The 22,369-nt window shown below is 59.9% G+C and carries 16 protein-coding genes and 7 pseudogenes; 11 read left to right on the top strand and 12 right to left on the bottom strand.

Going from position 1 to position 22,369, the window contains the following annotated elements; translation table 11 throughout:
• Positions 1 to 395: 395 nt before the first annotated feature.
• A pseudogene (locus tag BJA_RS08400) lies at positions 396 to 1,003 on the bottom strand (IS5-like element ISBj2 family transposase); the annotation flags it as partial.
• Between the two features lie 103 nt (positions 1,004 to 1,106).
• On the opposite strand from BJA_RS08400, the gene BJA_RS08395 reads away from it, so the two are divergent.
• Both BJA_RS08395 and BJA_RS42835 read left to right on the top strand, forming a co-directional pair.
• Positions 1,107 to 1,553: a hypothetical protein gene (locus tag BJA_RS08395; RefSeq protein WP_018648886.1), complete on the top strand. Its 447-nt coding sequence runs from the start codon at positions 1,107 to 1,109 to the stop codon at positions 1,551 to 1,553.
• Between the two features lie 38 nt (positions 1,554 to 1,591).
• Complete coding sequence (locus tag BJA_RS42835; RefSeq protein ID WP_236842181.1) at positions 1,592 to 2,299, top strand: hypothetical protein; 708 nt, start codon at positions 1,592 to 1,594, stop codon at positions 2,297 to 2,299.
• Here BJA_RS42835 and BJA_RS42830 read toward each other — a convergent pair.
• The gene (locus BJA_RS42830) at positions 2,296 to 3,363 is read right to left on the bottom strand and encodes a hypothetical protein (protein WP_236842180.1); all 1,068 of its coding nucleotides are present in this window, start codon (positions 3,361 to 3,363) and stop codon (positions 2,296 to 2,298) included. The genes BJA_RS42835 and BJA_RS42830 overlap by 4 nt on opposite strands.
• Positions 3,364 to 3,688: 325 nt before the next feature.
• On the opposite strand from BJA_RS42830, the gene BJA_RS43575 reads away from it, so the two are divergent.
• On the top strand, positions 3,689 to 3,823 hold the full coding sequence (locus tag BJA_RS43575) for a hypothetical protein (protein WP_257784499.1): 135 nt from the start codon (positions 3,689 to 3,691) through the stop codon (positions 3,821 to 3,823).
• Positions 3,824 to 3,882: 59 nt separating this feature from the next.
• Here BJA_RS43575 and BJA_RS08385 read toward each other — a convergent pair whose 3' ends face one another.
• The 5 genes and pseudogenes from BJA_RS08385 to BJA_RS08365 all read right to left on the bottom strand — a co-directional run bounded on the left by BJA_RS08385 (position 3,883) and on the right by BJA_RS08365 (position 7,690).
• Positions 3,883 to 4,083, bottom strand: coding sequence for a hypothetical protein (locus BJA_RS08385; protein WP_035668701.1), 201 nt, complete (start codon positions 4,081 to 4,083; stop codon positions 3,883 to 3,885).
• A gap of 385 nt (positions 4,084 to 4,468) precedes the next feature.
• Positions 4,469 to 5,464, bottom strand: coding sequence for an IS110 family transposase (locus BJA_RS08380; protein ID WP_011084472.1), 996 nt, complete (start codon positions 5,462 to 5,464; stop codon positions 4,469 to 4,471).
• Between the two features lie 63 nt (positions 5,465 to 5,527).
• Positions 5,528 to 5,706, bottom strand: a pseudogene (locus BJA_RS08375) (IS21 family transposase); the annotation flags it as partial.
• An 81-nt stretch (positions 5,707 to 5,787) separates the two neighbouring features.
• Complete coding sequence (locus BJA_RS08370; protein ID WP_011084471.1) at positions 5,788 to 6,594, bottom strand: glycoside hydrolase family 12 protein; 807 nt, start codon at positions 6,592 to 6,594, stop codon at positions 5,788 to 5,790.
• Between the two features lie 288 nt (positions 6,595 to 6,882).
• A pseudogene (locus BJA_RS08365) lies at positions 6,883 to 7,690 on the bottom strand (IS6-like element ISBj7 family transposase).
• 398 nt (positions 7,691 to 8,088) lie between these two features.
• Here BJA_RS08365 and BJA_RS08360 point away from each other — a divergent pair.
• Positions 8,089 to 8,331, top strand: a pseudogene (locus BJA_RS08360) (hypothetical protein); the annotation flags it as partial.
• A 628-nt stretch (positions 8,332 to 8,959) separates the two neighbouring features.
• Positions 8,960 to 9,163 carry a hypothetical protein gene (locus BJA_RS08355; protein ID WP_011084467.1) on the top strand — a complete coding sequence of 68 codons (204 nt, stop codon included), beginning with the start codon at positions 8,960 to 8,962 and terminating at the stop codon, positions 9,161 to 9,163.
• Between the two features lie 714 nt (positions 9,164 to 9,877).
• Here the strand turns inward: BJA_RS08355 and BJA_RS08350 are convergent.
• Positions 9,878 to 11,416: a DUF1521 domain-containing protein gene (locus tag BJA_RS08350; protein ID WP_011084464.1), complete on the bottom strand. Its 1,539-nt coding sequence runs from the start codon at positions 11,414 to 11,416 to the stop codon at positions 9,878 to 9,880.
• Positions 11,417 to 12,315: 899 nt separating this feature from the next.
• On the opposite strand from BJA_RS08350, the gene BJA_RS08345 reads away from it, so the two are divergent.
• Entirely contained in the window at positions 12,316 to 13,665 is a 1,350-nt protein-coding gene (locus BJA_RS08345; RefSeq protein WP_011084462.1) for an IS701-like element ISBj6 family transposase, read from the top strand.
• A 49-nt stretch (positions 13,666 to 13,714) separates the two neighbouring features.
• Here BJA_RS08345 and BJA_RS08340 read toward each other — a convergent pair.
• Positions 13,715 to 14,495, bottom strand: a protein-coding gene (locus BJA_RS08340) for an IS5-like element ISBj2 family transposase (protein WP_076611612.1) whose coding sequence is annotated in 2 segments (ribosomal slippage) — positions 13,715 to 14,149 and positions 14,151 to 14,495 — 780 coding nt in all. Because the reading frame shifts where the segments join, the coding sequence is not laid out codon by codon here.
• Between the two features lie 411 nt (positions 14,496 to 14,906).
• Here BJA_RS08340 and BJA_RS08335 point away from each other — a divergent pair.
• Positions 14,907 to 15,098 (top strand): hypothetical protein, encoded by a 192-nt coding sequence (locus BJA_RS08335; RefSeq protein ID WP_014498042.1) that lies wholly within the window; start codon positions 14,907 to 14,909, stop codon positions 15,096 to 15,098.
• 336 nt (positions 15,099 to 15,434) lie between these two features.
• On the opposite strand, the gene BJA_RS08330 is transcribed toward BJA_RS08335, so the two are convergent.
• Positions 15,435 to 16,211 carry an EAL domain-containing protein gene (locus BJA_RS08330; RefSeq protein WP_014498043.1) on the bottom strand — a complete coding sequence of 259 codons (777 nt, stop codon included), beginning with the start codon at positions 16,209 to 16,211 and terminating at the stop codon, positions 15,435 to 15,437.
• A gap of 322 nt (positions 16,212 to 16,533) precedes the next feature.
• Between BJA_RS08330 and BJA_RS08325 the strand changes: the two genes are divergently transcribed.
• From BJA_RS08325 to istB, 3 genes and pseudogenes are all read left to right on the top strand, one after another.
• The gene (locus tag BJA_RS08325; RefSeq protein ID WP_231166594.1) at positions 16,534 to 17,322 is read left to right on the top strand and encodes a hypothetical protein; all 789 of its coding nucleotides are present in this window, start codon (positions 16,534 to 16,536) and stop codon (positions 17,320 to 17,322) included.
• Between the two features lie 128 nt (positions 17,323 to 17,450).
• Positions 17,451 to 18,827, top strand: a pseudogene (gene istA, locus BJA_RS08320) (IS21-like element ISFK1 family transposase); the annotation flags it as partial.
• Between the two features lie 8 nt (positions 18,828 to 18,835).
• Complete coding sequence (gene istB / locus BJA_RS08315; RefSeq protein WP_011084456.1) at positions 18,836 to 19,546, top strand: IS21-like element ISFK1 family helper ATPase IstB; 711 nt, start codon at positions 18,836 to 18,838, stop codon at positions 19,544 to 19,546.
• Positions 19,547 to 19,576: 30 nt separating this feature from the next.
• Here the strand turns inward: istB and BJA_RS08310 are convergent.
• Together BJA_RS08310 and BJA_RS08305 are read right to left on the bottom strand one after the other, a co-directional pair.
• Positions 19,577 to 20,151: pseudogene (locus BJA_RS08310) on the bottom strand (IS66 family transposase).
• Between the two features lie 136 nt (positions 20,152 to 20,287).
• Positions 20,288 to 20,776: a hypothetical protein gene (locus BJA_RS08305; protein WP_026312792.1), complete on the bottom strand. Its 489-nt coding sequence runs from the start codon at positions 20,774 to 20,776 to the stop codon at positions 20,288 to 20,290.
• Positions 20,777 to 21,281: 505 nt separating this feature from the next.
• Here BJA_RS08305 and BJA_RS08300 point away from each other — a divergent pair.
• Positions 21,282 to 21,479 (top strand): annotated as a pseudogene (locus BJA_RS08300) (transposase); the annotation flags it as partial.
• Between the last annotated feature and the right edge of the window lie 890 nt (positions 21,480 to 22,369).

Genomic DNA, 22,369 nt, shown 5'->3' with positions numbered 1-22,369 from the left:
CGGCGACTGCGCAACCGCAAGGAAAAACTGAGGATTTTCAGAGCGTTCTGTTCGTTTTCCTCCACGAGGAGACTCCGGGCCGCCCGGTCCATGACATCCTAGCCGGCCGCATGCTCCTCGACCACGACCGGTTTAACCTCCCCCGTTGATGCAAGAAGAATCTTTTCGAATGAGTCTGGAGCGCGCGATCGGGTGCTGACATGTGTCCGGCCTCTGAAGCGGCCGTTACATGCCGCCGGCCTGTATGGGAGTTCGCGGAGCGGGTCCAATTCAGTGATGCGCGCTCGAGGCGCGTGTCCATAATCTGGTTTTCCCGATCCCGTCTCTGACCGTTGCGCCATACTCTCCGTTCGACCTTCTCACATCGTAGGCAGCGGGAGAACTAGGGTCCAGACTCAATTGAGCCAATATGCGACGAGAGCGGCGAGATGAACAGCGGCCAAAAAATTACGGGCGAGCTTGTCATATCGCGTGGCGATGCGCCGGAAGTCCTTGAGCCTGCAAAAGCAGCGTTCGATGACATTTCGTCCTTTGTAGGCGCGTTTGTTGAAGCGATGGATGACGACACGGTTAGATTTATTGGGGATTACGGGCTTGGCGCCACGACGAATGATTGCGCCGCGAAGCTTGTCGCCATCATACCCTTTGTCGGCGAGGAGCACGCTCATGGGTGGCGCGAGCGCCAGGACATCGGGAGCCGCAGCGATATCGGCATCCTGGCCTGGAGTCAGATGCAGGACGACCGGCCGGCAGAGCGGATCGCTCAGCGCATGGATTTTTGTCGTGCGGCCTTCGCGCGAGCGGCCGATTGCTTGATTGTGCTCCCCCCTTTTCCGCCGGAGGCACACCGGTGAGCTTTAATCGAGGTCGAGTCGAGCGACAGTACGACGCCGTCTTCGCCAGGCTTGGCCAGCGCTTCGAAGATTGCGCACCATCGTCCTCGCTTGGCCCAGCGATTGAAGCGATTGTAGATCGTCGTGTAAGGGCCGTATTCACGTGGACAGCCTCCGCAACTGCTCAATCCGTGATTGTCTCCTCGGCCAATCCGTGGGGCAACACCGTCACCGCGGCAGCAGCAGCGGCGCGAGCGCGTACGCCTCTGGTACGTGGCCGCGACCCGGGCGCGCGACCTGCTGATCCTGCCTAGGCACTCCGCCGACCTGTCGGACAAGTGCTGGGCGAAGCTCGTCGATTTGGGCCTGGCTGGTCTCCCGGCGATCAACCCGAACGACGTCGGCACCGCGAAGGAAAGGAACGTCACGCCGCTAGAGAACGGGCAGACCCGCGAGACCTTCGCCGCCGAGGCGACCGCTATCTTCGATGTGCGCAAGACCGTGATCTGGCGTCGCCCGAGCCGGAGCGAACTTGATCAGGTGGACGAGCCAGAAGCGAAGATCGAAAGCGGGGAAATTCCGGAAACCGGCGCTGCGGAGCCTGCTGCCGTTCTCAGAAGTTCGACGCGTGGCACCATCCTTCACAAGCTAATCGAGGAGGTGCTGACCGGAGAAGCCTGCGACGCCAGGGCGGGCTTGAAACGCGGGCTGCGGAACTGATCCGGCAGATGGGGCACGAACCGGCGGAGGATCCGAAGATGGGCATCAGCGCCGTCGAACTGACCGCCACGGTGCTGCGGACGCTCGCTCTTCCGGACGTCGTGACGCCGCGACCGCGTCTCGCCCCCGAGCTCCCGTTGTTCGGAAGCCAGACTCACGAAGGCGGCAAGGTCCTGCTCTCCGGACAGGTTGACGTGATCGCGTTCGACGAGGCCGGCGCCATCGACGCGGTCGTCGATTGGAAGAGCGACGTGGCTCCGGATGCGCCGAGCATCGGCCACTACAGACAGCAGATCGCCGACTATCGGAAGCAGACGAACCTAAGCGGGACAGGTCGTCGATGTGACTTGAGCCCCCGCGGCTGCTGCTCAGGATCCAAGCGCCGTCTCTGCCGGCCTGGTCTACCTTGCCGAGCTGCGGTTGCTCACGCTTGGCTGAGATCGAATCTGAAAGTTCTCCGCAGTTTCACGGATTTCGAAATTGATCGGTCCAGGTCGCCCGTCCGGAGTTCGGGCCCACAGGTATGCGGAGCCTTCATCCAGCACGATCGACTCGACCGAGAAGCCTGCACGCTTAACCAATCCGGCGAGATCGTCCGGCGGGATGAGGCCGTAGAAGGAATGGCCCCTAAGCGAGTCCATGAGGAAGCCGTTGCCGTATGGTTGACAATTCGGGAGATTCTGCATCCTTGTAAAATCAGAATTGCGATAGAGCGTCACAAACAAGCAAGTGCCGTTTGGCTTTAGCTTAGCTTTTGAACGATGCCAAGTCTCACGCTTGCCGATGGGATCACAGAAAGAACGTTTATGCAGAAGCCGCGGTCGTATCTCCGGTCATGGGAGGCAAACTGACCCACGGTGAGGGCGTGGACGTGATTTGATTTGCCGACGTAATCGCGGATGGTGGTCGAACGACCGCGGATCATTTGACCCCTTGAAAGCTGCACTTCCGAATCCACCAACGCAAGTTCGCCGGTGGTTTTGGCTATTGCCCGTTCGTAACGCAGTTTGCCGCAGCCAAAGTCGAAGCTGGAATGAATTGGCTCGAGACGCGAGATCAGCTTCTTAAGATAGGCCGAACTCTGTGTTTCCGGCTTGGCTGCGTTTTCGCTCCGGACGATGATATCCTTCCCGATCTTGTACCACATCAGATGGCCGCCTCTGTGAATGCTTGGCGGTTGCCTGCACTTGCCTCGGCATTCCCGGCTATCTGTTGGATCTGGGGATCCGCCCTTCGTTCCAGCAATCCATACCGAAGATGTATAAATAGAAGCGCGGCCATCGAGGCGGTCCAAAAAATGATCAGAAACCAAGCTGCCCTGGCGAAGGCGGATAAGACCGCGAAGCCTGTGAGTATGAAGAGCCACTCCAAGGCAACCCAATATGTGCCAAGCCTCCAATGCGCTTTCGATGTCGTGCTTGTCGACGAGCGGATGTTCGCTTCGGCTGGACGCGTATTTGTAGAACGTCGCTCTCACGAGGGGATGGCGGTCGCGTTTGAGATTTGCCACCTGACGGGCCGACATCTGCGCACCCGACATGACAGCCAGAGGGAGAAGGATGTTAGCGCGGTCGAACCTCGCCCTGATCTTAAATATGTCCGAAATCCGATCATGGAATCGGGTGACCCTGCTGAAGATGAGCACCAGCAAAGCAAGCGCGAAGCCGCCCACGTTCACCTCAGGAGCTTTAATAGCCGTGGCGAATTCCTTGACGCCGGGCAGATGCTCAACTCGCAAGAAAAGACCGTTAATCCAAGGATCGTACCTCACCAGGAACGAGCAGGCTAAGGTCAGCCAGAAATCCGCCAAAGCGTTCTTCTAGAGCATCTCAGAATAGTTCTTCGGCCCGAAGAAGGGCATCAGAACGCGAAGGATCGAATCCATGCCGCCCCCGAGGTTGTTAAGACCGGTCCATAAACGGCTTGATTGAGTCAGAAAAGTAGCCGACGGTCAACGGATAAGGTGATGGCCGAAGGGAGGAAACACCCTCCCTCGGACGCTTCCCGAGTCGAGTAAGCTCGCGTCTTTGGATCGCCAGTCGTGTGGGGCACGCCGGCTTTTCGGAAGCGACTTGCTCGGCCCAGTTATCCAGCGACGCGTCGGCCTTGCGGAAAAGGGCCGCGCGAACCGGATCATGCAGCATGATCTGCTTCAGCGCCCGGCCAGCTATCGAATCCTTGAACTGAAGTTGATGACCAAGGAAGTTCCTTCGATGGAGGCCGAATTCGTGGTTCAGAAGGCGCACGTCGTCGGAGTGAAGGTATCCTAGAAACATACGTGGCTCGCGCGCGGTGTCGTGACAAACGGCCCAGCCCCGCGGGCCTGAAATCATGCCGCGACGCTGCCAGCCATCTTCGGCGTAGCAGAGACACGGCAGGGCGAATGCCTCGCGATGAGGTCAACACTGGACTCGCGACCGCTCGAGTTCTGCATCTGCAGCACCACGCGTCCGGTCTCGACCATGGCGCGAAACGCGACGCCGGCGACTTCCTGTTCATGGAACACGAACGTCGATGCTGGCTGCTTCATGTCGTCCTCGATGGCGATTGGATGGGAGGTGCAGGCGTTGCAGACGCGACGAAGCTGATTAGACCCCCTCACTTTTTCGGACCCCATTCGGCAGGCTGATCAGGGAGTTCTGAGATCGAGTCGATTCGAAAACGAAATCGAGTCGTTTTCAAAGTGTTCGCACATATTTGTGTGAGGCCACTTTGAAAACGACTCGGCTATCCCGTTGATATTCCTGGAGCTCGCGTTTTGAGAACGACTCGATTGCGACTTTAAGAACGACTCGATGACCCGACTTCCGCTTCAAGACCGATTCGATTGTACATCTAGTTGATATTGAAATCCTTTTTTGCACCCCTTTTACTCCCAGACCGTACGGTAGGGTCGCAGTCTGGAACAAACGGGATCAGCTAAAGGCCGGATCCCGCCGTTCGTAGCTTGCGCCGGGCTTAGTCATCACTACCCATGCGATCCGCGCAATCTTTGCCGCCAAGGCGACGGTGACCTTGTTAGTGTGCATGCGTGCCTGAAGTCCATCAAGCCAGGCGCCAAGGTGATATCGCGAGCGATCAAGATGTGTCACGCAGGAGCGGGCGCCGTGGATGATCATCCGGCGCAGATATCGGTTGCCGCGCTTGCTTATCCCCAGGAGCTTCGTTTTGCCTCCCGTAGAGTATTCTCTAGGAACAAGACCCAGCCAAGCTGCCATATCGCGGGCCTTTTTGAACTGTGGGGCAGATCCAGCTGCTGCCAAAAGCGCTGTCGCCGCGAGTGGCCCAATGCCCGGGATAGTCATTAATCGACGTGCAGTATCGCTTTGAGAGGCAATCGCCTCAATCTCGCGGTTGACTTCAGCAATCCGCAGCTCCAGCTGCCGCAGCTCGTCGAATGTAGATGCAAGAATGCGACGCATGGCCGACGTTAGATCATTCGATTCATCTGCCAAAACCCTCGGCAGATCTGCCTTGAACTTGCCGGCGCCCTGGTGAATAGCGATCCCATATTCAAGGCAAAAAGCGCGCATCTGATTTATGAGGCACGTCCGTTGCGAAATCATCCTATCGCGAACACGATGCAGCGCTTGCAGGTCAATGTGTTCGGGCGACCGTATTTCGACGAAGCGCATTGTTGGTCGCGTCACTGCTTCCGCGATCGCTGCGGCATCGATGATGTCACTTTTGTTGGACTTTACATAAGGCTTGACGAATTGAGCCGGAATAATGCGGACGGTATGCCCCATCGCGGCGATCTTGCGTGCCAACCATTGCGAGCTGGCCTTCCAATTGTAGATCGTCGCTTCGGAGACCCCGTGCTTGCGAGCTAGGTCGGCCGTCTTCGCCCCGGCCTCATGCGCCTTCGACACTGCGATAATCTGCTCTTCCGTGAACCTTGCTCGCTTCATCTGTCCGTCCTTCTTCGGGGCGGACTCTGAATCCTTCTGGAGGAAATGCTCAGTGGCAGGTCACGCCAACGAAAAGAAGCGTTGGTTGCGCAGCCGCGCCAAAATCCATCGCTGCGCGACTTGCACCGCAACTTCGACCTTTGCCTTATCTTTTGGGCGCCGCGGCCGGGCTGCGAGATGGCCGTGCCGTAATGGCTTGCCATCTCGGCATAGGTTCGGTTGAGGCCGGGATCGTGGCGGTCGGGATGTGAGCGGCAAGCCAAGGCCGTCAGTCAGCGTGGCTCATTGGCATAGCGCAGCTCACCTTACCGCCCGCGCGGACTTCACTTCGAAGTCACGGACCAGTTGTTGAAATTGAAGTTCTTTCCCCCCGGGGACGAGGTAATCTCGACGCCGTATTGGACGCTACCGACGTTTATGTCGCCAAAGTACCCCTTCGACTTGATCCACTGCAGGATACTCTTGATGTCCACTGTCCCGCTGTTGGTCTTCGAAGTGCGCAGCAATGAGATGACCTTGTGACCATCGGAGCCTTCGCCTTCAAACACGTTCCAAGTCGCCCCGCCTACATTGACATTGCTGTAGACCGGAATCGCCGCACCGGAAGGGGCATAATGATATGAAATGGGCTTAACGTTGCCGCTCCCGTCCGAGTTTCCGGTGTAGTTTGTCCAGAGCATTATCTCATGTCGGTCTGAGCTGTCCCAGATATCGTAGGCGACATCCCAGGCGCCGCCAGTGGGAACTTCCTGATTGAAGCTCGAGCTCAGAGTGTTGATTGAGCTGAGCGGTTTCCCGATATTGAAAGCCACGTGCGGATAGCTCTTGATGCCAGGAGTATTGGGCTGGTTCGACCACACGCTCCACCGGTTGGCTGCACTCACCGAAATCGTCTGAGGCCCAGGGTGCGGGCCCCATACGTCGTTGTTCCAAGAGTAGCCATCGCGTGAAAAGCTTCCGTATGGAGCGCTCGAACGCCAAATCGGCGTCTGTGCCGACACAGGCCCGGCAGATGATAATGACCGGGCTTCATTCGCGGCCTGCCTAAATAGATCATGATCCTCCTGTGTCCGGACGTAACCCGTTGGAGACCCTTGCGCGCCGGCACCGCTTATCCGATTGGAATCCATAAAGCTCTCCTTTCTGATAACAAAATCTCCTGCAGATCCACTAGCGGGCCCCCTAGTTCAGCATGGGCGGCATCGGCATCTAGAGACCGGGCTTGAATGCTAGGAAGGTTGGCTTTCGAGAAGCTGACGAGCTCGGGAAGAAGGGTGGACCCGCGCCCGGATTTGCCGTCTTTCGGATGACAGCAGCCTGGCTGAGACAGTGGCAACGATTGTCCGTCGTCAGACAATTTGAGACTGATCAGGCTTTTCGAGAAGGGAGGCTCTGGCTCATCAGGGGGCATCGTCAACTTAATCGACCGCCGAGCCGAAGGAGGCGATTCTCAGAGGTCGAGAGTCGGCGATAGCGCTTGTCATGGAGATCTCGCGCCAAGTCGCAAAGGCTCGCTCGCGCGAAGCACGACGGAAGTCGGCGGTGGCGGCTCCGGGATAGGGGATGTGGAAAAGGTTCGCGACCTGATCGTGAACGGACAGAAACCGTTGAGCCTGACGGGACGATTTGAAGCGCGTCATGATCCGCTCGCGTCGCCGCGTCGGCTGATGAGAATTCTCGGCCCGATTGTTGAGAGCTTTGTGCTGGCGATGTTCGACGTGTAAGCCCATCTTCGCCCTCGCAGCGCCGTACGAACGCAGCTTATCCGTGATCATAACGCGCGGCGGCGTGCCGGCGGATTTCAAGAGCTTCTTCATGAGCCGCTGCGCAACGCGCGAGTTTCTTCGGCGCTGGATCAAGACGTCAGGAACGAAGCCACTCTGGTCGACAGCGCGCCAGAGCCAATGTTGTTCGCCCGCGATCGAGATAACGACTTCGTCCAGATGCCATTTGTCACCGCGAGGGGGAGTGCGCTGGCGGATCCGATCGGAGAACGGCTTGCCGAATTTCCGTCCCCACTGGCGCACGGTTTCATAGGTCACGCCAATGCCACGCGCCGCCAGCATTTCCTCGACCATCCGCAAGCTTAAGGGAAGCCGGAAATATAACCAAACGGGATAACTGATCACTTCCGGTGCGATGGCGGCGATAAAGAGGGTCCCGGGCGGTCTGCCGGTCGTCTACCCCTCCGCCGCTCCAATTCGTTAATTTGACGGTACCGTTCAATGGACTGTCCCTGTCGAAGGTTGCGGCCGATCTTGCGGCGCACGCCGTCAACGGCTGGCCGCCGGAGGTCATCAACGATTTCGGCAATCTCGGCTTTGTCCGACCTGCTGGCATCGTGTTTCTCAGCAACTTATTCGCATGGATGAGCGCTCATCAAACCAAAATCACGCTCACCAACCTCATTGGCAAACGCCGTCAGGTTTCTGGACGACTCCCTGTTCTTCGAGCAGCATTGCGGCGCAAAGTTTCGCCCGGATGCCTCACCACGGTCGACAACGCGACCACTGATGAGGATCGCTCATCAGCGATTGCCATGGCTGGCTGGAACACAACCTTGCTCCTTGGCTGGCTGCGCGCCTGTCGATCTCTCCCGCGAGCGGCGTGTACAACCGGCCGGTAGCCGCCATGCCCATCTGATCGCGGGCATCTGGACCGGGTTCAAGGGCGACCGGGGCACCAAGTCCAAGCCGGCCCCCGGCCCTCACCTCGTTTATGGCTTCCTGACGACCGATGAGGAGCGCGACGTATGGATGCGCGCGCCGCGGGATGAAGCAAAGGCACTGCAGCGGCCGTTGCCGGATGATGCGCTGAAGATCCTGATGCGCGGCGCGGATAAGGAAGATCAGCCAACAGCAGGGTAGCGATGCTTTAGCGCCGCAATCGGTATGGTGTTATGGGGACAAGAGGTCTGATGTTGTTCAAATCGCCAACAACGGCCGTGCTCATCATCAGCGCACGCCGATGGCCGAAGCGTTGCATTTCTGCAGGGCGCGGCGTTCGGCATTGCTGCGAACTGCCCGAAACTTCATCTGTATACGAAAGCAATCGCTCAATCGAAAAACGGTATCCGAGGAGTTCGCCAAGGCAACGCAAAGGAATTTGCAGAGGGCGCGTTTCTGTTCCACGAATTGCTAACTGGCGGAAAAGGAGACGAATGTGATGGCGGCCCGTGCACCTGCGATAACGTATGCGGCCTTCGCCCCGGTACATGCTACTTCGTGATTGAACCGTCGGAGGTAAAGCCCTGAGTCCGCAATGCTTTAAGGCAGCACCTTGACGAGATTGGCCCGCTTGCGTGCAGCCAGCTCGACAGCAGCATCGCGCGCCGCTTTGAATGTCATCACTTCCGCTGGCGCGTGCTCATGATCCTTCTCGATCATGGATGAAGCCGCCAAGGAAGCTCGATCTTAGTCAGCTTTTCGCAAGCTGCTCCTGCTAGCATGAAGAGGATAGGTCATCTAGGCGACGCCGCTATCCGGGTGTTACGACATGAACGCAGACGCAGCCGATATCAATGCAACAGCGTCGCAGGTTGGCGCCCCCTCCGACACCGCCGAGAACGGCGGCGATGACACGCGTGCAGCGCTACTGCGCCGAGCATTCGAAAAGGCTCTCGTTTCCGTCGCGACGCAAGTCATAAGCGATTCGCAGTCGGATATGGATGAGGCCATGAGCGAGCTTGATGATGGATGAGCCGATGGTCGGCGCCAGATAGCGATACGGCCGCCTGGTGATTGAATCGAAGACGTGCCAAGTGAGACTTGGCACACGCCAGCAGTTAGATGCGCATTCTATGATCTTTCAGGTCCGCTGCGAACTGCTCCGCGAATCCGAATGCACCTGGATCTTTTTGGCAGCGGGCTGCTGCGACGTCCCTTTGGCGTCCCCAACAGCAGACTTTGACGGAAATGGTGATGCTCAAAGCCATGGCGCCTCCGGCTTCGTGAGAGGATGATGGATGTTCTGGGAGCGCAAGGGTTCACGCCCGGCTTCGTAGGCTAAAGACAGGCAGGGCTCAACGCGAAACAGTGGCTTATGCTTCTGAGCCGAGGGTAGATCGCGCCGCCGAGGCCGTCCCCAATCCAATCTACGATCTTGGCCGGGATTTTCGCTGCGACGCCTGCATCTGCAGGACGTTGACGTGCAGACAGACCTGAGAGCACCGTTCCCGTGCAGCGCCTCCATCGCCGGCAACGCGCCGCAGCAATTCTAGCCGGGTAGCCGGGCCTGGAGGCCCTCCGCCCGTTTGTCGGCGCCAAGGCTGCGATTGCCAAGACAATCTGGCTGTTACCGTCGATCCTAAATCGATAGATCGCCAAGCTGCCCTTCTCGCGGCCGTTTGGCGAAAATGAAAGGCGGGCGCTAGCGCCCGCTTCCACGAGTTTCCGACATCCCCGGGATCAGGCCTCATGCCGGCTGTGCATCGCGACCGAAAATGCGCCGGAACATGGCCTCGCGCATCATCGTCTTGAAATCCGGCGGCGCATCCGGGTTCTCATTGTGGTTGATCACCGACTGCGTCACCTTGCGTCCGGAGTTGTCAACCCACCCCTGATTTGTCTCATGGATTGTCTGAGCTCCATCGGACGTCAGCTGATCAAGCGTTCGCCCAGCATTAGACTGCGTGACCTTCAGATTGTTTTTCCCATCCTTGTCGTCGCCGAGTCCCTCCACAACCATGGCATTGTCGCCGTTGGTGATGGTGAGCTTCGAGGAGATGGTTTTTCCCTTGCCATAATTGACCGTGTCCACCGTAATCTTCGTGCCGTCGTCGAGCTGGAAGGTCATACCTTTCTTGAAGTCGAAATCGTCCTTGCCGTCGCCATTAGCATCGACGTGAGGATCGCCGTGGATCCTCGAGACATGGCCGGTCTGGTTGTTCCTAACGGTCCAGGTGCCGTCCTTCTCATCGGCCGTGATCGTATACTTATCACCAAGGTTGATCGTCGCCTTGCCGTCCTTGACCTCGTGCGACCACACTGGCGCTGGCTGAGATGACGGCGCTGGCGTCTGAGCGACGGCAAACGGAACCATCGCAAGAGGCGGCGGTGGAGGAGGAACGAAGAACACGGGTGTTGCACTGGCAGGCGTTGCGCTTGCAGACTGGTAGTTGCCCGGCGCGCGACCCTGTTCGCCGGCATCGATACTCGCCTGATTCACCACGCCGCCGGCGCCATCGACCCAGCCTTGGCCGCTCTCATGGATCGTCTGGGCACCATCGGGTGTCAGCTCATCAAGAGTCATGCCAGCGTTGGACTGAGTCACCCTCAGATTGTTTTTGCCATCCTTGTCGTCGCCGAGCCCCTCCACAACCATCGCGTTGTGGCCGTTCGTAATGGTCAGCCTTGAGGAGATGGTCTCACCATTACCGTAGTCGACATTATTGACGGTAATCTTGGTCCCATCGTCGAGCTGGAAGGTCATATCTTTCTTGAAGTCGAAGTCATCCTTGCCGTCCCCGTTAGCGTCAACATGGGGATCGCCATGGATCTTCGTGACATGGCCGGTCTGGTTGTTGCGGACGGTCCAGGTGCCATCCTTCTCATTGGCTGTGATCGTATATTTGTCGCCGAGGTTGATCGTGGCCTTGCCATCCTTGACCTCATGCGTCCATACCGGATCGACGGAAGGCTCCGAACCCGAACTTTGCTGGCTCAACAGCATGAAAGGAGGAGGCGGAGCCATCATGTACACGGGAGCAGCCACGACTGGAGTGACGACCGCCGGAGCCACGACAGCGGTTGTGACGCCACCTGCAGGAACGACCACCGGAGCGACAACGACGGCAGCGCCTGCCGGCAGGTACTGGTAGGCACCCGGCGTGACATACTGTCCCAACAGTGTGCTGAAAGCTGGGCTGGCAACCACCCCCTCTGACCCCACCCCATTCACCGTCGAATCGAGTGCGCCGACCACGGGGAGACCGGCCACGGGAAGATACGCCATTTAGTTCACTCCTGATTGCATCGAAGAAAGCGGTAAAACTGCGAGCGTTATGCGCGCATCAACAGGAAGCATTTCAGGCCGCACCCTTGGCCCGATGGTGAGCGAATGAATGCCTCTCGCCACCAGCCCCGGCAGCCTCGATGAGCCCCCTCTCTCATCACCTTCGCAGCGGCTCGGCGCGAGCATATCGCGCCCATCGAACTCGCAGGGACTCTACCTGCAGCACCTGTCGAAAAGCTGACGACAATGAACCACCGACTGAGCATCGCAACCCTCGTAGCATCCGAGGGGTGCGGATCGCATGGTTGCTCGCGGCGGCCGGCCGTCACGACGGACCATCTCAGGCAACTATCGACGCCCGCCGATCACATGTGATACGTCGCTTCGTTAACATCGATCGACTGTCCGATGTCGGCTGCGCCGATCGGTCCTGTTGCATGCGAGATTCACGCCGCTTGCTCTTGATGCAACAATCATCGGGACCGAGAGGCATATCATTCTGTCGATAAGTGACGCGGTCGCCGCAATTCCGCCAGTCACTCCAGCGGATCTGGGAAGCAGCATTCCAACCGCTCCGGCCACGCCGCTATTGCCGCCAGCGGCGATCCGAAGATTCCGGACGCGATCTGTGGGGATACGGGCGATCACACCAACAGCCTCTACAGCATCAGCGCGCGGCCCTAACCAGGCTACCGCCCCACGCCATGAGTCTCCAAAGACTTCAGATTGGATGACTCAGCGCTGATCGACAAACGCCACAGCCAACCTGTTGGCCGATCGATCCAAGTGCGCGCCTGACCGCGCACGTAGGTCAGAATTTCGCTGCTAGCCTCACTAGCACTACTTTGGCAGATTGTTGATTTTGCCGCGTTTTATAGGATTCCCGAATCAATTTTTCAATGATTCATGGGTGGTCGGCTCTTGGAGGGCTGACCATGCCGGGATGGGAAGACGAACTCGAACGCTGGCTGATGCCGTTCTTGGACCGGCTGGGTCATAAGACCCGGCAGCGGATGTGTCCTCTGTATGTTGCGGGATTGATCGGTCCTGGCGATCGCAAGAGCGTTCAGCCGATGGCGGAACGCCTTGTCACGAGCAACTACGACCAGTTGCACCATTTCATTGCCGACGGTGTCTGGGACGCGACGCCGCTGGAGACAGAGCTGCTCAACCAGGCGGACCGACTCGTCGGCGGCAGGGATGCGGTGCTGGTTATTGATGACACCTCACTGCCGAAGAAGGGTGAGCGACCGGTCGGTGTTGCGGCGCAATACGCATCGGCTCTCGGTAAAACTGCAAATTGCCAAACGCTGGTGTCTTTAACGCTTGCGCGCGGCGAAGTGCCAGTGATGGTCGCGTTACGTCTCTTTCTGCCTGACAGCTGGACAAGCGACATGCCCCGTTTGAAGCGCGCTCGCGTGCCAATCGAACACCGAACGCCACGGTCCAAGCCGGAGATCGCTTTGGCCGAGATTGACCGCGCGATGGCAGCCAACATGCGCTTTGGATGTGTGCTGGCGGATGCAGGATACGGCCTCAGCGCACCGTTTCGACAAGGGCTAACAGAGCGCGGGCTGGCCTGGGCGGTCGGTATCCCTCGGCACCAGAAAGTGTATCCCGTCGATGTGAAGCTCATTTGGCCGATCACCAAAGTCCGTGGCAAACCACGAAAGCACCACGTGCCCGATATCTTATCGATTGCGGCAGAACAAATGCTGGCCAGCGCCAAATGGAAAACCGTGAGTTGGCGTAGCGGGACGAAAGGTCGGCTCAAAGCCCGATTTGCTGCCCTCCGTGTCCGCACCGCCGACGGCCCTCCGCAGCGGATATGGGATAAAGGTCAGCAGCATCTCCCAGGCGACGAAGTCTGGCTCATTGGCGAGCAACGTGCCTCCGGGGAGAGCAAATACTATCTCGCCAATCTTCCGGCGACGACGGATCTGCGCACGCTGGCCGCCACCATCAAGGCACGGTGGATTTGTGAGCAGGCGCATCAACAGTTGAAGGAGGAGCTTGGACTTGATCACTTCGAAGGGCGATCATGGCAAGGTCTTCATCGCCACGCCCTTATGACAATGATTGCCTACGCCTTCCTGCAACATCGTCGCCTCGCATACGCGGGGCGGAAAAAAAAGAATCAACGGGCCTCCGCCTCAACCAACCATGCCCGCCGTACGCCATGCCATCGTCGATCTCATCCTTCGGCCGCCGCCTCAGCAATGCCCATATTGCCGAAAGCAAATCCTTGAAAAACAGCGGCCAAAACACATTCTGCCAAAGTAGTGCTAGGGTCCAGACTCAATTGAGCCAATATGCGACGAGAGCGGCGAGATGAACAGCGGCCAAAAAATTACGGGCGAGCTTGTCATATCGCATGGCGATGCGCCGGAAGTCCTTGAGCCTGCAAAAGCAGCGTTCGATGACATTTCGTCCTTTGTAGGCGCGTTTGTTGAAGCGATGGATGACGACACGGTTAGATTTATTGGGGATTACGGGCTTGGCGCCACGACGAATGATTGCGCCGCGAAGCTTGTCGCCATCATACCCTTTGTCGGCGAGGAGCACGCTCATGGGTGGCGCGAGCGCCAGGACATCGGGAGCCGCAGCGATATCGGCATCCTGGCCTGGAGTCAGATGCAGGACGACCGGCCGGCAGAGCGGATCGCTCAGCGCATGGATTTTTGTCGTGCGGCCTCCGCGCGAGCGGCCGATTGCTTGATTGTGCTTCCCCTTTTCCGCCGGAGGCACACCGGTGAGCTTTAATCGAGGTCGAGTCGAGCGACAGTACGACGCCGTCTTCGCCAGGCTTGGCCAGCGCTTCGAAGATTGCGCACCATCGTCCTCGCTTGGCCCAGCGATTGAAGCGATTGTAGATCGTCGTGTAAGGGCCGTATTCACGTGGACAATCACGCCATCGTGCACCCGATTGCAGCATGTGAATGATGCCGCTGACGATGCGTCGGTCGTCGTCCCGATCCGGCCCCGTCAGTCCCCTCGGCAGATGCGGTTCGATACGCGCCCATTGCCTGTCGTTCAGCCAAAAAAACCAGCGCGCATTCTCTCGCCCCCGAATCAACACGTAGGCAAGAGAATCACGTGGCGCTATTTAGGTACAGACCCTAGGTGAGGTTGCAGCTGCCGGCAGGTGATGGGCTGCTGCAAAGGATCGACCTAATCACCCCGACCGAGACTCGTCAGCTTCTCGAAAGGTAGCGCGCCTAGCGTGAGGCTGCTGAACTCTAGGCGAGCACGTCTATTGAGACGTAACAAGACGAGCATAGGAGAAAGCGATGGCCGCCGAAAACAAGAACGCCGGCAAAACGGACAACGTACAGCCCAAGACCGTTGGTCTCGGCAAGAGCGCCGAACTGAGCCTGAGAAGTCTGGGGGGCGAGCACCGTCTTTCTTTCTATTCCTGCCCCTCGTATCGTCGGCCCGCCCGACGTAGCAGGCCACAACTAACGACTATCATAAAGAAAGGTGAATAGACATGGCGGTTAATAGTGTTGGCGGTAACGGCGCCGCTCCTGCTACCCAGCAGACCCAGGATGCCGGTTTCCAGAACCAGATGGCTGAGTTCGAGCGTGTTAGCCAAAAAGTTCAGGCCCAGGCCGTGGCAATGCGCAGAATTACGACCGAGCTCTCTTCTGAGAAGAAGGTCGCCGACGAGCGCGTCCAATAAGTCTGCCAAGACGGCGGCTCAGCGCGTCGCTACCGGATCCGCGCAGTGAATGACGAACTCCGGAAGAGCCGTGCGGCAACTGCCGTACGGCTTATCTCGTTATTCAGGACATTATCCTGAACGAATCGATCTCTCGAGTTTGAAGTGCATAGCAAAGCCGAGGGGAAGACGACCGCCGTCAGCATGTGAGTTGGCGCGGGGCCCGGCGCCGATCGGCACGTTAAGCCGTTGAATTCATTAATCTGGGCAGGGTCATTCCATCCGCCGATTCACACAAAGCGCCTGATCGCCCGCGGCGAAGCGCTGCGCGCGATCGATGGCGACACTCGCGCCTGACTAGGCGCCATGCGTCAGGACGATCGGCTCTTTCTCCGAGAAGTGCGTGCGCGAGCGGGCGAACTTCTTGACGCCCATCGGCTTGCCGAACAGGTAACCCTGGACCTGATCGAAATCCATCTCATGTGCGGCAAGAAAGTCCGCGCGCGTCTCGCCCCCCTGCGCAATAACCTGCGCGCCGGAGTCGTGTGCGAGCTCGACGATACGCCGGCACACCGTCTGCTTGAGGCGCTGATCCGCGCAACCGGTGACGTATTGATGGTCGACCTTCAGCTGGACGAACGGAAAGTTCGGCAATCCCAGCAAGGATGGCCACTTCGCGCCGACATTGTCGATCGAGATGCCGATATTGTGCAGGCGAACGCGCCGGGCGACATCGATCGCCAGGTCGAGATTGTCGATCACCTCGGCGCTGTCGATCTCGATCAGCAGGCCGGCGAACGCCGCATGATCCGGAATCCGGTAGCAAAGCTCGCGCACCGCAGCATCGTCGGCCAGAAACGAGATCGGCAGGTTGATCGAGAGATCGACCGGTCCGATCTGCCCGAGCAGATAGCGCCAGTCCTCGATCGCGCGCGCGATCACGAACTCGGACAGCGCATGAAAATGCGGATCGCTTTCGTCGGGGATGAAGTAGGCAGGCGGCACGACGCCCCATGCGGGATGGCGCATCCGGATCAGCGCCTCGGCGCCGCTCGGAACCAATGTCCGGAGATGAAGTTTCTGCTGATACCACAGCTCGAGCGAGCTGGCTTTCAGCGCTTCGGGCACATCCACTGCCGGGCTCGGTGCGGGCTCGAGCGGCATCAATGACGCAAGAATCGTCGACAATTTGTGGAAGGGCTCGCAACCGGAGACGGTTGAGATGTATTTGGCGAGCGACTTTGAACACGGCGCCTTGCCATCTCCTCAATCCCAGCGATGCCGCCCTTCACCTTCTCGAAGGCGGCCGTGAAACAATCACCCCACTGGTGACGAGCGCCTTCATCGCGGTCGATACTGCGGTGAGCGCGGTCCCCAGGAAGCCGCGGCTGCATCGACGGACAAGGCATCGAAGACTCAGAAGGATTTCAACTTTTCGGTGATGGGCGGAAAAAACGTGGTCGATCAGTTCATTGCATCGCAAAGCAAGTCGCCGGAGGGAATGAAGGCCGAGGTGGCAACCTATGGACTGCTTCCCGGCGCAATGGAGGCGATGAAGCTGCAATTGCAAACGGAGTCGATCGCGCGGGCGAACAACACCGCGATCACCGCCGCGCAGCAGGTGCAGCTCGACCTGCTGAAGCAGAAGACTTCGGAATACGCCATGACGCTGGCCGGGCTCCAGACGATCCAAGCGAACTTGACTCCCTCTGAGAGTTACCTACAGGAGCCTAAGATCCAAGCGCAATTCAACGCCAATACGATCAGTGCGCAGCAATTCCTGGATGCGCAACAAAGGCTAGCGGAGAACGCCCAATCGACGTGGAACACCGCCGGCGCCTCCATGGCGGGCGAATTTGCACAACTCTCGCAGGAATTCGGCAAGCACAGCATGGCTATGGCGACGGCGGCTAAAGCGTTCGGCATTGTCGAGGCAAGGATCAACACTTACACCGCCTTCACGAAGGCGTTGGCATCGGCCGTGCCGCCATTCAATGATGCGTTGGCTGCGGGCGTGCTCGCTGCCGGTATGGCCAAGGTCGCCGCGATCAGCTCTATGTCGATACCTAGCTTTAGCACCGGCGGCTTCGTCTCCGGCGCTGGGACAAGCGTCTCGGACAGCATTCCCGCAATGCTTTCCAATGGCGAATTCGTTGTGAATGCCGAAGCTACGCAACGCAACAGGCGGGAAATCGCCCAGCAAAGCGGTTCTCGTCAGTTTCATGCGCGTTTCGCGGGATCGTGAGCGCGGATTTCAGGGGATCGTGAGCAACGATTTCGCGGGATCGTGAGCAAGGCTTTCGGAGCCTTGCAGCGCTTCGGCCGACAACTCAACCGGCTTAGGGATGACCTCGTGGTTAACGAGGAAGTCCAATGCCTACCCAGAGATTGTCGATGCGCCGGATCAAGGAAGTCCTTCGGTTAAAACATTTTCAAGGCCTGCCAGAGCGGGCCATCGCGCGGAGCGTGGGCGTCAGCAACGGCGTTGTGCACAGCTACCTGAGCCGCGCCCGCTCTGCTGGGTTGAGCTGGCCGCTTCCGGAGGGAATGACCGATGAAGACCTGGAGCTTTTGCTTTTCCCGGCCCCACGACCAGCGTCTCAGAGCCCGCAGCGGCCGGTGCCCGACTGGAGCTACATCGATAAAGAGCTCCGCCGGCGCAACGTAACCCGTCGCCTGCTCTGGGAGGAGTATCGCGCCGTTAATCCCGACGGTTTCGGGTACACGTGGTTCTGCACTACCTACGAGGCCTGGAAGGGGCGGGTCCGACCTTCGATGCGGCAGATTCATCTGGGCGGCGAGAAGGTGTTCGTGGATTTCGCCGGCGACACCATCGACATCGTCGATCCCCTGACCGGGGAAGTGCAGCCGATGAAGCTGTTCGTCGCGGCGATGGGCGCTTCGAACTACACCTACGCCGAGGCCTGCCCCAGCGAGAGCTTGGCCGACTGGATCCGGGCCCACGTCAACTTGTTCACGTTTTTGAGCGGAACGCCGACGTTCGTGGTCTGCGACAACCTCAAAGCCGCCGTCAGCAACCCCGACCGCTACGATCCCGGCCTCAATCGCACTTATGCCGAGATGGCGAGCCATTACGGCACGGCCATTCTCGCCGCACGGCCGCGGCGCCCAAAAGACAAGGCGAAGGTCGAGGTCGCGGTGCAAATCGCCCAGCGCTGGATTCTGGCCCGGCTGCGCAATCAGCGCTTCTTTTCCCGGGCCGAGCTCAACGCCGCCATCAAGACACTCGTCGACGAACTCAATGCTCGTCAAATGCGTGGCTTCGGCTCAAGCCGCGCCGAACTGTTTGCCGAACTCGACAAACCCAAGCTAACCCCGCTGCCAGATCAGCCTTATGCCTTCGCACGCTGGAAGCGCTGCCGCCTCGCTCCCGATTATCATGTCGAGGTCGACGGCCATTGGTACTCCGCGCCGTATCGTCTGATTGGCGAGCTGGTCGATGCCCGTATCGACGATCGGACGGTCGAGATCTTCCACAAGGGCCAGCGGATCGCCAGCCATGCCCGCGCGCCCAACCGACGCGGACACACCACCATCGCCGACCACATGCCCAGCGCCCATCGCCGCTACGGCGAATGGACCCCCGCCGCGGTGATCGCCGCCGGCGAGCGGATCGGTCCTTCGACAGCAGCGTTTTTCCAGGCCGTGATCGACGCCCGGCCCCATCCAGAACAAGGCTTTCGAACCTGCCTTGGCATTCTGGCGCTCGTCAAAAGCTACGGCGCCGACTGACCGGAATGGCCAAGGCCTTCGAGGAGCAGCGCCGATCGCCCGATCTCGAAGCCCTGCCGTTCGAAGATCGCATCGGCCTGTTGGTCGACCGCGAAGCCGCCGAACGCGACACCAGGCGGCTCACCACGCGCCTCAAGATCGCCGCACTGCGCCAGACTGCTTGCGTCGAGGACGTCGATCTGCGCACCCCGCGGGGCATCGACCGCGCCGTTTTCGCCAAACTCGTCGAAGGTCGCTGGATCGATCGCCACGAGAATTTGCTCGTCACCGGGGCAACCGGCCTGGGCAAAAGTTGGTTAGCCTGCGCGCTCGGCCACAAGGCCTGCCGCGACAACCGATCAGTCCTCTATCATCGCGTTCCAAGGCTGTTCGAGGCGCTCGCGCTCGCGCGCGGAGACGGACGCTACGCCCGGCTCCTCAAAAGCCTCGGCCGCGCTCAGCTTCTGATTTTGGATGATTGGGGACTATCGGTGCTCACCGCCGCGGAACGCCGCGATCTGCTCGAAATCCTCGAGGACCGACATGGCCGCGCATCCACCATCGTCACGCGTCAGCTCCCCGTGGACACCTGGCATGGAGCCATTGGGGACCCCACGGTCGCCGACGCCATTCTCGATCGCCTCGTCCACAACGCCCACCGCCTCCAGCTCACCGGAGAAAGCATGCGAAAACGCAGCGCCAAAACCATCACCCTTGACGGCCAACCAGAACACTGACTCTATCTCCCATCGGCCGTAGCGGGCTGCTCACGATCGTCTGAATTCAGTGCTCACGATCGCGCGAAATCGATGCTCACGATCCGTGAAATCCGCAGTCTGCAGCAGTGTTGCGATGGTCGCCCAGGTTCGTCCGCCGCCGTCGCTGCCCGCGAACAGGCTATTCTTTCTTGTAATTGTCTGCGGTCTGATGGCGCGCTCGACGATGTTGGAGTCGAGCTCGATGCGGCCGTCGAGCAGGAAGCGTTCGAAGATGGCACGGCGCGAGACAGCATAGCGGATCGCCTCGGCCAGTTTGATTTGCCGGAGATCCGCCGCAAGGTCTGCTGCCAGAGATCGAAGAGATCTGCGACGACAGCCGCGGAGGCTTGCTGGCGCGCGGCAACGCGGGCGTCGGGGCTTTGACCGCGCACGGTCTTCTCGACCTGCCAGAGCTTCGCCATCCGCTCGAGCGTCGCCGTTGCCACTTCCGAGCTCCCTGCAACATGCAGCTCATAGAACTTGCGCCGGCTGTGTGACCAGCAGCCGGCCAACGTGATGCCATCATCGCCGCGATCGGATCGCGCGAGCTTGTTATAGGCGGCGTAGCCATCCACTTGGAGGATGCCGCGATAGCCATTGAGATGCCGGACGGCGCATTCGCCGGCGCGGCTAGGTGAACTCGCCTTGCTGGTCCTAGGCGCTACAGCGAAATCTGGCCATCTTAGCGCTCCTGCTGCGGCGAGGGCGGCGGCACCTCGGTCAAAGTGTCGGCGTCGCGGTCGTAAGCGCGTAGTAAACGCTGGCCTGGCCTCGCCGGCGGCGCAGCCGGCGGACGTTGTCGAAGCCCTGCCCCAAGTGGGGCGGCACTGGATCGCCGGCCGCGTGCTCTGCGCAGCGGGTTTCGAGCCACCCTTTGTTGGCATGCAGCCGGCCTTCCGCGCCGCAAATCTCGCAGGTGCAGGCGGAGCGGGCGACGGCCAGGTCAACTGCATGGCCGATCGCGGACTCGGTGGACTTCGAGGCTTCGGTGTCCCAGTCGACGAGCAGGATGCCCATCTTCTGCTTGATGCGGACGAATTCGAAGGTCTCGCCGTCGCGGAGCGCGACTTCGATCCTGCGACAGAGCCGGACCAGGATATCCTGCCACCCTCGCTCGCAGTGCGGGTAGCCGAACGAGCGACTAGGCTCCTCGGCCGTCGTGAGGAACAGACGCGGGTGCCACAGCATGAGGTCGCGGCGCCAATCCATGTCATTACTTCCCCATCTCATTACTCCCGACCTCCAGGCTGGAGGGGCGATATCGACAAGAACATCGTTCGCGCGATCGTACCGCCTGCAGGTGACCTTATGACCGACGACGCGCTGCAGAATGCAGATGTTCTCCAGCCCCGGACACCTCTCGACGGCCGTGCCCTGGGCATGAGTCTCGCAGCGGATGCCATCCCCCTCCGAGCTCGATCTCGATGGTGAGGTCCGCAGCAGGTGAGCGCGCGCGGAGAATCGCGATGCACATGGCGCAGATGGGCGCGGGCCGCGCCGATACGCCGGTGGAGGGGGCGCCGCTCGATCGAGTTCGACCCGCGTGACCTCGGGATACTCGAGCCCATCACGGAGGCGGCCGCCAGCTACTAACTCGAGCTCTCGGCTCTGGAATAACATCGGCCTGCCCGCACTTCGTGCTCCCGGTGCCGCTGTCCCGATGGTCGCACCATACTCCACGATGTAGAACACCGCAGCGGGAACGTTGGCACCGAGACATCTCACCAATTTGCTCGATCGCCTCAACGAGGAGATCAGGCGGCGAACCTATGTCGTGCGAATCCTCCCCAATGCCGAGAGCTGTTTAAGGCTGGTACGGGCGCTGACCGTCGAGCGCCATGAGGCCTGGCTCGAGGACCATCGCCATCTAAACATGGATCTGCCGAAGGAGCACAAGGAGGCGCTACGCCGGCGGCCTGACGATGCTCAGGCCCACCAAGGGGATGCACGCCCCCCTCTCCGCCGCCGTCGCTCGCCAGGGCTACGCTTTTGCGCAAGCGAGCGACGGCGGCTCCGAGGGGATGGCTCGGCCGGATCCCATAATCGATTTTGCTGAACTTGACGCACAGAACTGCCGATCCGGGCCGTCGTCGTGGTGCGGCTGCCGCTGATCGTAAGCGAGCCGAACGCCTTTCGTCTGCGGCCTGAACGTCTTTATTGTCTCCACGGCAAGCGGCCCCGTGGGCCGCTTTTCGTTTTGTGAATGGGCGCGCAGTCTCGTCAGCTTTCAGTAAGCTAGTCCCAATAATTGGTTGTTGGGTTTAGCGGGGGTGGCACGGACATTGCTGGGGTTTCCAGAGCAGTGGGGTGGAGTGTCACCTTCCGCTAAACTCACCAGCAGTGCGGATGCGGCAGGTGCTTCAACTCAGCCCCCCTGGTCGGTCGGCACCGTGTCGCGCCCACTGCTTCTAAATCACGGGCCATTCCCGGTTCTGTAAGTTACGCTCGTTCTGCGAGCGATGACCTCCCGGTCAGCTTCTTCCGCTGCTTTGAGGCTGGCCGTGTGGGGGTTAGCGGCGCGTGGCAGGGACAGCGCTTCCCCTGTGTATGCGTGGGGGTTACTTGAGCGCCGAGTCACGTGACCGCTAACTATCGGCAGTGCGGGCGGGGCAGGGACAGCGTCCGCTCCGGCGCAACCGAACGGCGCCGAGTCTCACCCGCACTGCCTGCGATCTGAGGCTGATCCCCGAGCCCCGCGAGGCTGCAACCCCGGTTCTGGTAGTTGTGCCACGGCTTTTTGCGATGAATGTATCCCACCGTCAGCTTCTTCCGCTGTTTGAGGCTGGCGCGTGGTAGGGAGAG

Origin of the sequence: Bradyrhizobium diazoefficiens USDA 110 (assembly GCF_000011365.1) — a bacterium.
Taxonomy (GTDB): domain Bacteria; phylum Pseudomonadota; class Alphaproteobacteria; order Rhizobiales; family Xanthobacteraceae; genus Bradyrhizobium; species Bradyrhizobium diazoefficiens.
This window is presented reverse-complemented; position numbering and strand designations above follow the sequence as displayed.